General features: G+C 72.1%; 9 protein-coding genes. 6 read left to right on the top strand and 3 right to left on the bottom strand.

What is annotated here, in order from left to right:
* The first annotated feature begins 82 nt into the window (after window positions 1-82).
* Together IH48_RS0124530 and IH48_RS0124525 are read left to right on the top strand one after the other, a co-directional pair.
* Window positions 83-772 (top strand): hypothetical protein, encoded by a 690-nt coding sequence (locus tag IH48_RS0124530; RefSeq protein WP_030908633.1) that lies wholly within the window; start codon window positions 83-85, stop codon window positions 770-772.
* A 92-nt stretch (window positions 773-864) separates the two neighbouring features.
* Window positions 865-1,431, top strand: a complete 567-nt coding sequence (locus IH48_RS0124525; RefSeq protein WP_030908630.1) for a hypothetical protein — start codon at window positions 865-867, stop codon at window positions 1,429-1,431.
* Window positions 1,432-1,497: 66 nt separating this feature from the next.
* Here IH48_RS0124525 and IH48_RS0124520 read toward each other — a convergent pair whose 3' ends face one another.
* A complete protein-coding gene (locus IH48_RS0124520) occupies window positions 1,498-3,528 on the bottom strand; it encodes a S9 family peptidase (RefSeq protein ID WP_030908625.1) in 2,031 nt (676 codons plus the stop codon).
* Between the two features lie 146 nt (window positions 3,529-3,674).
* On the opposite strand from IH48_RS0124520, the gene IH48_RS0124515 reads away from it, so the two are divergent.
* The 4 genes from IH48_RS0124515 to IH48_RS0124500 all read left to right on the top strand — a co-directional run bounded on the left by IH48_RS0124515 (window position 3,675) and on the right by IH48_RS0124500 (window position 9,030).
* Window positions 3,675-5,261: an MFS transporter gene (locus IH48_RS0124515; RefSeq protein ID WP_030908622.1), complete on the top strand. Its 1,587-nt coding sequence runs from the start codon at window positions 3,675-3,677 to the stop codon at window positions 5,259-5,261.
* 103 nt (window positions 5,262-5,364) lie between these two features.
* On the top strand, window positions 5,365-7,149 hold the full coding sequence (locus IH48_RS0124510; protein WP_030908619.1) for a DEAD/DEAH box helicase: 1,785 nt from the start codon (window positions 5,365-5,367) through the stop codon (window positions 7,147-7,149).
* A 316-nt stretch (window positions 7,150-7,465) separates the two neighbouring features.
* Complete coding sequence (locus IH48_RS0124505) at window positions 7,466-8,107, top strand: IclR family transcriptional regulator (protein ID WP_030908616.1); 642 nt, start codon at window positions 7,466-7,468, stop codon at window positions 8,105-8,107.
* A 134-nt stretch (window positions 8,108-8,241) separates the two neighbouring features.
* Entirely contained in the window at window positions 8,242-9,030 is a 789-nt protein-coding gene (locus IH48_RS0124500; RefSeq protein WP_030908613.1) for a S16 family serine protease, read from the top strand.
* A gap of 30 nt (window positions 9,031-9,060) precedes the next feature.
* Here IH48_RS0124500 and IH48_RS0124495 read toward each other — a convergent pair whose 3' ends face one another.
* Both IH48_RS0124495 and IH48_RS0124490 read right to left on the bottom strand, forming a co-directional pair.
* Window positions 9,061-12,249 carry a discoidin domain-containing protein gene (locus tag IH48_RS0124495; protein WP_158710348.1) on the bottom strand — a complete coding sequence of 1,063 codons (3,189 nt, stop codon included), beginning with the start codon at window positions 12,247-12,249 and terminating at the stop codon, window positions 9,061-9,063.
* Between the two features lie 82 nt (window positions 12,250-12,331).
* Window positions 12,332-12,820, bottom strand: coding sequence for an Lrp/AsnC family transcriptional regulator (locus IH48_RS0124490; RefSeq protein ID WP_030908607.1), 489 nt, complete (start codon window positions 12,818-12,820; stop codon window positions 12,332-12,334).
* Window positions 12,821-12,900 lie beyond the last annotated feature (80 nt).

Genomic DNA, 12,900 nt, shown 5'->3' with positions numbered 1-12,900 from the left:
CTGCCGGACAGCGGACGGTAGTGCTGACTGCATCACGGGGGACCGGCGAGGCATCTCGCTGGATCGGGGGAGGGTTTCGGGCATGAGGCCGTTGCTGAAGGCTGCTCGCAGCAGCCGGATGGTCCGGCGACTTGGCGTCGCCGCTGGGCTCGGGGGGCTGCTCCTCAGCTTGACAGGCTGCGGCGGGTCGGACGATGCGAAGTCGCCAGGGGAGCCCCGGGCTTGGGGACAGGTGTGCGGCGGGATCATCAGTTCCGAGACGCAGCACTATATTCGCCTCCACTCCGACCTCGGTAAGACCGTCTACAAGGTTCGGGGCCGTGATGGCAACGCAACGCATGACGCGTTCGCCGTCGCGGTGAAGGACTTGGCGAAGGGGCCCGGTGCCTCGGGGCACGATTCTGTGTGCCGGGTGACGGACAAGAGCGGCAAGCGGCTCCTCGAGTTGTCGTTCTACTGGGACCTGGACGACTTCTCGGACTTTGCGACTGCGGACGGCGATGGACGGGTGAGGCGGCTCAGCAAGGCGTTCGCCCTCTCCGATGACGGGGGTTACGGCGTGCTGAGTGTCGACTGCCGTAGGCCGGGCCACGTGGAGCCGGGCGGTTACCCGGCGACGCTGCACGCCTTCCTCAACATGCCGAGTGCTGACACGCGCGCGGAGGCGCAGGTTCTCTACGCGGCTACGCGGAAGATCCTGCCCGGACTGAACTGCACCAACCATGTGACGGTGCCGACCGCACTACCCACACGCGATCCGCGGATGAAATGAGGGGAGGAGGAACGGTGTTGCGACGAGCGGTGCCCCGTGTACGGGCTGCATGCAGGAGGCGGCGCGTTCATGGGCTCGGGGCAGTGGTTTCGGTGCTGGCGCTCGTAGGGCTTGCGGCGTGCGGCAGTGGTGAGCAGGGCAAGGACCGCAGCCGCCACTGGGGTAAGGAGACGACGCTCGAACGGGCCTGCGGGGGGATCTTCGACGCTGCGTCGGTCCGGGCTGTTCACGGGGCCGACGCCGAAACGGAGAAGGTCTACGTATTCAGTTACCTTGAGTACTCCCGTGCTGAATTGGTCAAGAAGCTCGCCTCAGGTGACGACGATGAGACTTTGTTTCAGTGTCGCTTGAATGACGCGGAGGACAGGCCGCTTTTCACGATGAGTTTCCGCCCCTCTGTTGGTACCGGTTTCCCGAAGGGTGCGACAGCTGACTTCAGGTCCCTTGCGGGGGTCTTGCCTTCGGAGGTACTGGACATCGACTGCGGAATGCCCGGCAAGGCGCCATCTTTGGAGGGTCTTCTGACGGCGGGCCCGGGTGTGATCGATCTGCCAGTGCGCCGCGCAGTGCTCGAGCATGCCGGAGCGGAAATTGTAGCCGCCGCTCACTGCCCGAAGCATGTTGCGTTTCCGCCTGTACCTGTCTTCGTCTCGGGGTGAGTTGGCGGGATACCGGTGTTTGTGCCGCCTCTGTTGCGGCGTGGAATTTCGCAAGCCCTGAGTTCCCTATGACGCCTTCAAGTGCCGCCGCAGGAACTGCGCCTGGCGGCGGAGCAGCGGCTCGGTCAGTGGGCCGCCGATCGCGCGGTGGCCGGTGCCGGGCAGGAGCAGGGTCTCGTGCGGGCGGCCTGCGTGGAGCAGGGCCTCGGAGAGGCGCAGTGTGTTGGCGGGGTGGACGTTCGTGTCGCACAGGCCGTGGATCAGCAGCAGGGGGCGGGTCAGGCGGGGCGCCGCCAGGAGCAGCGAGTTCTCGCGGTACCGCTCCGGGTGCTCGTCCGGGTGGCCGAGGAATCGTTCGCGCCAGTGGGCGTCGTAGAGGCGCTGGTCGGTGACGCCCGCTCCGGCGACCGCCGCCTGGAAGACGTCGGGTCGGTGCAGCACGGCGAACGCGGCGAGCGAGCCGCTGTACGACCAGCCGCGGATGCCGACGCGTCCCAGGTCGAGGTCGGGGAAGAGCCGGGCGGCCTCGTGCAGGGCGGTCACCTGGTCCTCAAGGACGGGTCCGAACAGGTCGCCGTGGACGGCGCGTTCCCATTCCGGGCCGCGTCCCGGCGTGCCACGGCCGTCCGTCACCAGGACCGCGAAGCCCTGCTCGGCGAACCACTGCGACGCCAGGGTGCTCCAGTCGAGTGCGGCAGTGACCCGCTGCAGTGCGGCTCCGCCGTAGGGGTCGAGCAGGACCGGCAGCCGCCCTTCGCCGGGGCGGTGCCAGGAGGGCAGGTGGAGTGTGGCACGCAGGGCGCGTTCTCCGAGGACGAGGCGGGTGGAGTGGACGTCGAGCACGGGGCGTTCGGCCCGGGAGGCGATGGGGAGGGGCGGGCCGCCCGCGCGTACGACCTCGCTGTGACCGTCCGGCCGGTCCGCGTGCCGGGCTGTCCGTACCAGCGTGCCGCCGGCGAGTGCTCCCGCGTGTACGCCGCGTCCGTCGCTCAGCCGGCGCAGGCCGCGGGCGGCGCCGTACGTCCACAGGTGGGTCTCGGTCGGCTCGTCGGACGCGGTGAACAGCACCTCGTCGCCGTCGACGGCGAGTACTTCCCGTAGTTGGAGGTCCTGAGGGGTCACCGGTGTTCCGTCGAGCGTCAGGTGGCGGGTGTTCCGCAGGTCGGCGTGGTTGACGAGGCCGCCCGACCGCAGCCGTGCCGGCAGCCCGGGGACGCACTGCACCCAGGCCTCGTCGTGCAGTTCGTCCAGGACGGTGGTGGCGCCGGTCGCCGGGTCGATGGACAGGAACAGGACCGTGCGCTGGTCGCGCGACTGCACCACGGCGTACGGGCCGTGCGCGTCCCAGCCCGCCCCTGTCACGTAGGGGAGGGCGGTGCGGTCCCATCGGGCCTCGGTCCGTGTGCCGTCGAGTGCCGTGACCCAGAGGGTCACGTCGGCCTGTGGCGTTCCAGCCGCCGCGTGGCGCAGGGGGCGAGGGGCGTCGGCGGGGGCTGCCGGGTCCGTGGTGTACCAGAGTTGGACGTCCGTGCTGTCCGTGCGCGCGATCAGCAGGTGCTCGCCGTCCGGCGCCCACCAGTAGCCGCGTGGTCCGCTCGTCGACGTCGCGACCGTGTGCTCGGCCCGTCCGTACGTCACGGCGGGGCCTTCGGGGGTCGCGATCGCGTGGTTGTCCGTTCCGTCCGCCTCGATCAGCCACAGGGCCTCGTCGTCGCGGACGTACCCGATGCGGCGTCCTGTGGGGTCGGGGCGGGCGTCGGTTGCCGTTCCTGGCAGCGGTAGACGCCTCGTCGCGCCTGTGGCGACGTCCGCCATCCACAGGTCGCCATCCAGCGTGAACGCGGCTGTCCGCGCGGCCGTGTCCGTTGCGTAGCCCTCGATCCCCGCGGCGGCGGGCAGTTCGGCGGGGTCGGCCAGCAGACGTTCCGCGCCGGAGGCCGCGTCCAGCGCCCACAGGCAGGGCCGCGGATCGTCGCCCGCCCTGCTGCGCAGGTAGAGGACCGTCGCTCCGTCCGGTGCCACGGTGAACTGCGCGGGGACGCCGTGTGTGAAGCGTCCCGTGCGGAAGATCTGGGCGGGGAGGGTGTCGGACGGCATGACGGGCACCCTGCCATGCCCACCAGGTATTGCTCAAGCGTTCGAATTAAGGCATCGGAGCGGTCTCGGGTCGTACGACCAACGGACCAGGGCGGCCGCGACGATCGCCAGGGGTCAAAGCCGCTTGTGCCCCTTACTCTGGCGTGATGAGCACCCCCGAACCGCGCGACGCCGATGTCGCCGCTGCCGCCCTCGTCACGCCCTCCGCCGTCGGTGAGAGCAGCACGAGCAGCGGCGCGGGCGTCGGCGGCGCGGGTGGCGGGGACGCCGGGGACGCCGGAGGACCCGTCGCCGCGGGTGGCGTGCTGAGCGCGCCCTATCGCGCCCTGAGCATCGGCATCGTCTCCGTCGTGCTGCTCATCGCCTTCGAGGCGACCGCCGTCGGGACGGCCATGCCTGTCGCCGCGCGCGAGTTGCACGGGATCCCGCTCTACGCATTCGCGTTCTCCGCGTACTTCACCACCAGCCTCTTCGCCATGGTGTTCGCCGGCCAGTGGTCCGACCGGCACGGGCCGCTCGCCCCGCTCGCGACCGGCATCGGGATGTTCGCCGCCGGGCTCGTCGTGGCGGGCACCGCGTCCGGCATGTGGGTGTTCATCCTGGGGCGCGCCGTGCAGGGGCTCGGTGGTGGGCTCGTCATCGTCGCGCTGTACGTGGTCGTCGGCCGCGCCTACCCCGAGCGGCTGCGGCCCTCGATCATGGCGGGGTTCGCGGCGGCCTGGGTCGTGCCGTCCGTGGTGGGGCCGCTCGCCTCCGGGACCGTCACCGAACAGCTGGGCTGGCGCTGGGTGTTCCTCGGCATTCCCGTCCTGATCGTGCTGCCGCTCGTGCTCGCGCTCCCCGCGATCCGGCGGATGGCGGCGGGGCGCGCCGACCCGGACGCGCCCGCGCCCGGCTTCGACCGGCGCAGGATCGTCCTCGCGCTCGCGCTGTCCGTGGGCGCGGGGCTGCTCCAGTACGCCGGCGAGGAGTTGCGCTGGCTGTCGCTCGTGCCTTTCGCGGCCGGGGGCGTCCTGCTCGTCGCGTCGGTGCGCGAGCTGCTGCCCGCGGGGACGTGGCGCGCGGCGCGCGGGCTGCCGGCCGTGGTGGCGCTGCGCGGCGTCGCCGCCGGGTCGTTCATCGCCGCCGAGAGCTTCGTCCCGCTGATGCTGGTGACCCAGCGCGGCCTGTCGCCGACGATGGCAGGACTCACGATCGCCGTGGGCGGTGTGACCTGGTCGCTGGGGTCGTACGTCCAGTCGCGGCCGAGCCTGCAGGGCCACCGCGAGTCGCTGATGGCGATCGGGATGGTGCTGGTGACCCTCGGGATCGCCGCCGGGCCCACCGTCCTGATCCACGCCGTGCCCGTCTGGGTGCTGGGGGCCGCCTGGGCGGTCGGCTGCGTCGGCATGGGCACCGTCATCTCGTCGACGAGCGTCGTCCTGCTCAGCCTTTCCGCGCCGGAGGAGGTGGGCGCCAACTCGTCCGCCCTGCAGATCTCCGACGGCCTGTCGAACGTCCTCATGCTGGCCGTCGGCGGCGCCGCGTTCGGCGCCCTCGGCGGCGGTTCCGTGGGCGGCGGCGCGGGCGCGGGCACCTCGGCCGCCGCCGGGACGGCGGGGGCCACCGGCGCCCATCCCGCCGCGTTCGCCGCCGTCTTCGTGCTGATGGCGTTCGTCGCGCTGGCCGGCATCCGGGTCGCCACGCGCGTCCGCGTGCGCACGGCGGCCGCGCCGTCCGGCGCCGCGATGTGACACATCCCGCACCCGCGCCCGGGCCGCCGCGTTCGTACGAGGATCATGGCGGGCCCCCGATAGGGTGGCCCGGTTGTCGTACGCCAGGTTCGGAACGGAGACCGTGTCCACTCCCGCCTCCCACCACCTCTCACCCGCCTTCCCCGGCCGGGCCCCCTGGGGCACCGCGGGCAAGCTGCGCGCCTGGCAGGAGGGCGCGCTCTCGCGCTACCTGCAGGAGCAGCCGCGCGACTTCCTCGCCGTCGCGACCCCCGGCGCGGGGAAGACCACCTTCGCGCTCACCCTCGCGTCGTGGCTGCTGCACCACCACGTCGTGCAGCAGGTCACCGTCGTCGCGCCCACCGAGCACCTCAAGACGCAGTGGGCGGACGCCGCGGCCCGCATAGGCATCAAGCTCGACCCCGACTACAGCGCGGGGCCGGTCAGCAGGGAGTACCACGGCGTCGCCGTCACCTACGCGGGCGTCGGCGTGCGGCCCATGCTGCACCGCAACCGGTGCGAGCAGCGCAAGACGCTCGTCATCCTCGACGAGATCCACCACGCCGGCGACTCCAAGTCCTGGGGCGAGGCGTGCCTGGAGGCGTTCGAGCCGGCGACCCGGCGGCTCGCGCTGACCGGCACGCCGTTCAGGTCGGACACCAACCCCATCCCGTTCGTGGTGTACGAGGAGGGCAACGACGGCATCCGCCGCTCGTCCGCCGACTACACGTACGGCTACGGCAACGCGCTCGCCGACGGCGTCGTGCGGCCGGTCATCTTCCTCAGTTACAGCGGCAACATGCGCTGGCGCACCAAGGCGGGCGACGAGATCGCCGCGCGCCTCGGCGAACCCATGACGAAGGACGCGATCTCGCAGGCGTGGCGCACGGCGCTCGACCCGCGCGGCGACTGGATGCCCAACGTGCTGCGCGCCGCCGACCAGCGCCTCACCGAGGTGCGCAAGGCCATCCCCGACGCGGGCGGCCTGGTCATCGCCAGCGACCAGGACTCCGCGCGCGCGTACGCGAAGACCGTGCGGGAGATCACCGGCACGAAGGCGACCGTCGTCCTGTCCGACGAGGCCTCCGCCTCCAAGCGCATCGACGAGTTCGCGGAGGACGGCTCGCGCTGGATGGTCGCCGTGCGGATGGTGTCCGAGGGCGTCGACGTGCCGCGCCTGGCCGTCGGCGTGTACGCCACCACCATCTCGACGCCGCTGTTCTTCGCGCAGGCCGTGGGCCGCTTCGTACGGTCGCGGCGGCGCGGCGAGACCGCGTCCGTGTTCCTGCCGACCATCCCCGACCTGCTGGGCTTCGCCAACGAGATGGAGGTCGAGCGCGACCACGTGCTCGACAAGCCGAAGAAGGGCGGCGAGGAGGACCCGTACGCCGAGTCCGAGAAGGAGATGGACGAGGCCAACAAGGAGCAGGACGAGGACACCGGCGAGCAGGACACGCTGCCGTTCGAGGCGCTCGAGTCCGACGCCGTCTTCGACCGGGTCCTCTACGACGGCGCCGAGTTCGGCATGCAGGCCCACCCCGGCAGCGCGGAGGAGCAGGACTACCTCGGCATCCCGGGGCTGCTCGAGCCCGACCAGGTGCAGATACTGCTCCAGCGCCGGCAGGCGCGGCAGATCGCGCACAGCCGCAAGAAGCCCGACGAGGAGGCCGACCTCCTCGAAATGCCCGCCGACCGCAGGCCGGTGGTCTCCCACCGCGAACTGCTCGACCTGCGCAAGCAGTTGAACACCATGGTCGGCGCGTACGTGCACCAGAGCGGCAAGCCGCACGGTGTCATCCACACCGAACTGCGCCGGGTGTGCGGCGGCCCGCCGAGCGCGGAGGCCACGGCCGGGCAGATTCGCGAGCGGATCAAGAAGGTCCAGGAGTGGGCCACGCGGATGCGCTGATACGCGTGGGCTGATGCGTATGGACCGCCGGTAAAGACACACCCCGTCCCCCTATGCGGGGCACATGGTGTCATCTACGCTCTTTCCACCATCAATTCGGCGCGTGTGACCGGATTCTGGACCGGGTCTTCCGCTCAGCGGTATGGCTCGCTACTGTCCGGACACATGAACACGCGCCGTGGCAGCGCCGCCGCGCAGCGCAGCCGTCGTGTCCCGCTCCGGTAGCGGCCTCGCCGCGACCCGCCGACGGCACCGGTGCCGGGCCAGGGGAGAGCGCCGTCGCCACTCACTCCGAGACGTCGAAGGAGAGTGCGTCGTGACCGCCGAGACATCCCAGACGCTCGACAGAGGCCTGCGTGTCCTCAAGCTGCTCGCCGACACCGACCACGGGCTGACCGTCACCGAGCTGTCCGCCAAGCTCGGTGTCAACAGGACCGTCGTCTACCGCCTGCTCACCACGCTCGAGCAGCACGCGCTGGTCCGCCGCGACCTCGGGGGCCGCGCCAGGGTCGGCCTCGGTGTGCTGCGCCTCGGCCGCCAGGTGCACCCGCTCGTACGGGAAGTGGCCATGCCCGCACTCCGCTCGCTTGCCGAGGACATCGGCGCCACGGCGCACCTCACCCTCGTCGACGGCACCGAGGCGCTGGCCGTGGCGGTCGTCGAACCGAGCTGGACGGACTACCACGTCGCCTACCGGACGGGGTTCAGGCACGCCCTGGACCGCGGCGCCGCGGGCAAGGCCATACTCGCCGCGCGCGGCGCCCTGCTGACGGAACCGCCGTGCGCGCTCACGCACGGCGAGCTGGAGACGGGGGCGAGCGGCGCGGCGGCGGCGCTGGTCGGGGTCAGCGGCATCGAGGGGAGCGTCGGCGTCGTGATGCTCGCCGACTCCGTGCCCGAGCGGGTCGGCGCGCGGGTCGTCGACGCGGCACGCGAGGTGGCGGACGCCCTGCGCTGACGCCCCGCGCTGACGCCCTGCGCTGACGCCCTGCGCTGACGCCCTGCGCTGACGTGCTGTGCTGACGTACTGCGCTGACGCCGGGCGCCGAGGGCGCGGGGCCGGGCGGGGAGTGCGGCCGATAGATTGGCACCGTGTTCACTCGTCTCTCGCGCCCCGTCCTCCTCACGCTGTGCGCCGTGCCGATCGTGGCACTGTTCGCGGTGGTCGCCCTGGCGCCGCTGCCGTACGCGATCGCCGTGCCAGGCCTGACCGCCGACGTGCTCGGGACGAATCAGGGGCAGAAGGTCATCACCGTCACCGGCGCCCCGGTACGCACGACCACGGGCCAGCTGCGCATGACGACCATCGAGGCGACGGGCCCCTCGGCAACCGTGCGCATCGCCGACGTCGCCAAGGGCTGGTTCAGGCCCAAAGAGGCCGTCCTGCCGCGCGACGCCGTCTACCCGGCGGGCGAGTCCGTCAAGGAGATCCGGAAGACGAACACCGGCGACATGGTGCGGTCGCAGAACCACGCGGTCAGCGCGGCCCTCTCCTACCTCCACAGGAAGCCCGGGTCCGTCGACATCAAGCTGCACCTCGCCGACGTGGGCGGCCCGAGCGCCGGCCTCCTGTTCACGCTCGGCATCATCGACAAGCTGGCGGGCAACGGCTCGGGCGGCGACCTGACGGACGGCCGCGTCATCGCGGGTACGGGCACGATCGACGGCTCGGGCAAGGTCGGCCCGGTCGGCGGCGTCGCGCTGAAGACGCAGGCAGCCGCCCGCGCGGGCGCCACGGTGTTCGTGGTGCCGAAGGCGGAGTGCTCCGACGCGCAGGTCAACCTGCCGAAGGACATGCGGCTCGTCCCCGTCACCACGCTGACCGGCGCGGTCACGTCACTCAAGGCGCTCGGGACGGGCGGCAGGCTCCCCAGCTGCTGAGGCTGAACCCCGGCGGGGCAGGCCGGCTGCTCAGCCGGCCGGGCCCCGGTACACCTCCACCTCCACCACCTGCGCGGTCGCCGTGCCCACCGCGGTGTACCTGACGTAGCGGGCCCGCACCGGCGGGGCGGTGACCGTCGTGGCGGACGCCGCCGTCGCCGCGACCGGCGCGCCGAACGGTGTCCACGTCTTTCCGTCCGCCGACACGTCGATCCGGTACGCGGTGGTGGCGCCGTACGCCGTGACCCGCGCGCGCCCGACCGTCGTGGCCCGCCCCAGGTCGACGGTGAGGGACGCACCGGGTCCTGTCGCCTTCCACCGGGTGCTGGGGCTGCCGTCGACGGCGGCGACCGCCGGGAAACTGGGGTCGGCCGTGGTGGCGCTGACCGTCTTGCAGCGCGCCGCGTCCTGCGTCGGCGCCAGGTCGGGGCGGCGGGTGGTGACCGTGATGCTGTGGTGCCCGTGCAGCTTCGTGCGATGCCCGTCCGCCGACACGACGAGTGTGTGGCCGCCGCGCAGTGTCACGCGTGTCCCGTCGTGCCGGATGGAGACGTCGAAGGTGTTGCCGTGCCAGTGCAGGCCGGTGAGGTCGATGCCCGGGATCCCTGGCGGCAGCATCGGGTCGACGGTGACCGCGTCGGACCCGAGGCGCAGCCCGGTGAAGCCGTAGGTGAAGGCCTGCAGCACACCGCCGATGCCGGTGGTGAAGGTGAAGGCGCCGCCCCCACGCTTCTCGGCGAACTGGTCGAACGGCGCGTACGTGTAGGGGTCGAGGCTGCGCTTGAGGAAGGTCTCGGTGACGCAGCCGGGCGTGCCGAGGCGTGCGCTGTCGATCAGGTTGATCGAGTCGGTCATGGAGGGGCCGTTGATGTCCGTGCGCGGCGTGTAGTAGTCGAGGTCGGCCTGCGCCTGCTCGTCGGTCATCGGGTAGTTCAGCGGGTACTGCAGCATGACGGTGTCGGCCTGGTTGATCGTGCTGCCGTTGTAGCCGTCGTACTCCGGGTGCACGCCGGTGGCCGGGTCGACGGACACGGTCAGCCCGGCGGCCACCTGCGCCCACCGCGGGTCGGGCTGTTCGCCGACGAGCCGCGCCGCCTCGGTGGCGATGCCCAGGACGGTGATCGCGCCGGCGTTGGTGTACGCGCTGTTGGTCTCGTGGTCGTGGTTCTCGTCGGGGGACTGCACGTCCGCCAGGTCGTAGCCGCCGTGGCCGTCGGGCGTGACGCGGCTCGCCCAGAACCGCGCCACCGACTTGATCACGGGCCAGCCCTTGGTGCGCAGCCAGTCCAGGTCCCCGGTCGCCTCGTAGTACTGCCACTGGCCGAGCGCGACGTCGGAGTCGATGTGGATCTCCCGCGGGTGGATGCCCACGTCGCTGCCGGTGTCCGCGCTCTCCCACGGGTACTGGGCGCCCTGGTAGCCGTGTGCCTCGGCGTTGGCGCGTGCCGCGCCCAGCAGCGTCGAGCGGTAGTCGAGCAGGCCCCGCGCCAGGTCGGGGTGGGCGGCCAGCAGCGCGGGGTTCATCCAGGTGTCGGCGTCCCAGAAGACGTGGCCGTTGTAGTCGGCGGAGGACATGCCGCCGGGCGAAAGGCCCCAGTCGACACCGTCACGCACCGAGGAGAGCAGGTAGAACATGCCGGCGCGCAGCCGCTGTGTCAGCTCGGTGTCGCCGGGGACCGTGATGTCGGACTGCCACAGGCGGGCCCACGCACGCTCGTGCGCGGTCTCGACGGGCCGCAGCCCCTGCCGGGCGGCGTGCGTCGCGTAGCCGAGCGCGGCCGCCCGCGGGTCGGCCGGGCCGTCGGTCACCAGCGGCGCCGAGCCCTGCGCGGTGTCGTTCGAGGACGCGATGCCGACGAACTTCGTCGCCGCGTACGTCTTCCCGGCCCGTACGTGGAGATCGGCGCGCTGCGCGAGCGAGTCGGCGGGCACGTCCGTGTACGGCTCGGTCGCCATGCGGCGGCCGTCCACGCGCAGCACGGACGCGAGCCCGGCGCGCATGCCGATCTGCTGGGTGGTGAGGCTCTCGCTGATCGCCGCCGACGACCGGTCGACGCGCCCCGACGAGACCTGGGTGAGGTCGACGGGCTTGGCCAGCCGGTGGTTGGCGGGGAGGGTGTCGGCGCGCCCGTCGAGCATGTCGATCACCGACAGCGGCCCGCTCCAGTTCAGCGGCGTGATGTCGACGTGGGTGACGCCGAGGTGGGCGTTCGCCCGGTCGACGATCACCCGGTAGGTCAGCCTCGTCGCACGGCCGGCCGGCGAAGTCCACGTCAGGGACGTGGTGATGGTGCCGCGGCGCATGTCGAGGGACTGCTTGTAGTGGGACGTGGTCCCGATCGGGGTCTTGGGGGCCGGTGCGGTGTCCACGGCGGACAGCGAGATCTCGTCCACGTTCGCCAGGCAGCTGTCGCCCGAGGCGCAGGTGACGGCCACGGTGTTCGTGCCGGCGGTGACCGGGACGTCGAGCGTGGCCGTCCCCCAGGCGTCCCAGGAGCCGGTCACCGGCAGCCGCAGCCGGACGGGCGCGGCCCCGTTCACCTGCGCGCTGAGCGTCTGCGCCGTGGTGCCGCCCGCGGAGTAGCGGACGGTGAGGCGCGCGGTGCCGGCCGGCGCGTGTCCTATGGTCACGGCCGCGGAGGCGCCGGGCGCCGGTTTGCCGCCGGGGCCGTAGCCGGCGACGAATCCCGAACCGCCGTAGTCCTTGTGGTTGGTGGCGGCGAACGCGCCGCCGGTCAGCTTCCCGGTCTCCGCCTCGCAGAGGGTGCCGAACTCGCAGCCGGCCGCCGATGCGACGTTGCCGTAGGTGGCGCTGCCGTCGGAGATGCCGAGGGTCGACCAGGCGGGGATGTTCACGCGCTGGACGGAGATGCCGGGGCCCTGCCCGTAGAAGCCCGCGAGCTGGGACTCGGTGAGCAGGGGCGAGGCGGAGAAGCCGGCGCCCTCCGCGGGCACCCGGGTGGAGAAGTAGCCGTTGCCGAGGAAGGCGGGGGTGTAGTCGGTGGACGGGTCGGTGGTGCTGAGCACCCAGTCGTCGCCGCTGCCCCTGGCCGGGTGCTGCTTGGCCGGGTGCTGTTTGGCCGGGTGCTGTTTGGCCGTCGCCGCCCCGGCCGCCGTGGCGGACGACGGGTCGAGCGCGCCGGACGAAACCGTCGACAGCACCAGCGCCGCCAGGACGACGCCAAGTCTTCGGCGCACTCCGGACGTTGACAACAGCATGGGCACGCCTCCGGGTCCGCGGCTCGTCGGGCAGTCCGGAACTCTACGCCGCGGCCCGCGATTTCCCCAGGGAAGCGACGGGCTACGCGCGGTGGCCGCGCTCGTGGTCGTCGGCCGCCTGCTCGACCAGCGGGATGATCCGCAGCGGCACCGGGTTCTCCATCACGATCGCCGTCGACGCGCGCATGATGCCCTCGAACCCGACCACCCGGTCGATCACGCGCTGGAGGTCCGCGTTCGAGCGGGCCACCAGCCGGCACAGCATGTCGCCGCGCCCGGTCGTCGTGTGCAGTTCGAGCACCTCGGGCACGGTGTCGAGGTGTGCGCGCACGTCGGTGCCCTGCCCCTGCTTGATCTCCAGCGTCGCGAACGCGGTGACCGGGTAACCGAGCGCCGCCGGATCGACGTTGGGGCCGAAGCCGCGGATCACACCGCTCGACCGCAGCCGGTCGAGCCGCGCCTGGACCGTGCCGCGCGCGACGCCCAGCCGCCTGGACGCTTCGAGCACGCCGATCCTGGGCTCGCGCGCCAGCAGGACGAGCAGCCGCCCGTCGAGTCCGTCGATGCTCATCCCGGCCGCCCCTTTCACCGTGGTCATCCTGTACAGATCGTCCGATGATTGTCGCTCATCGCTGTACAGATTGCCCAGTG

The sequence above is a fragment of the Streptomyces sp. NRRL F-5126 genome, from assembly GCF_000721265.1.
Lineage (GTDB): Bacteria > Actinomycetota > Actinomycetes > Streptomycetales > Streptomycetaceae > Streptomyces.
The sequence above is the reverse complement of the archived record's forward strand: the minus strand, read 5'-3'. Positions and strand labels throughout refer to the sequence as shown.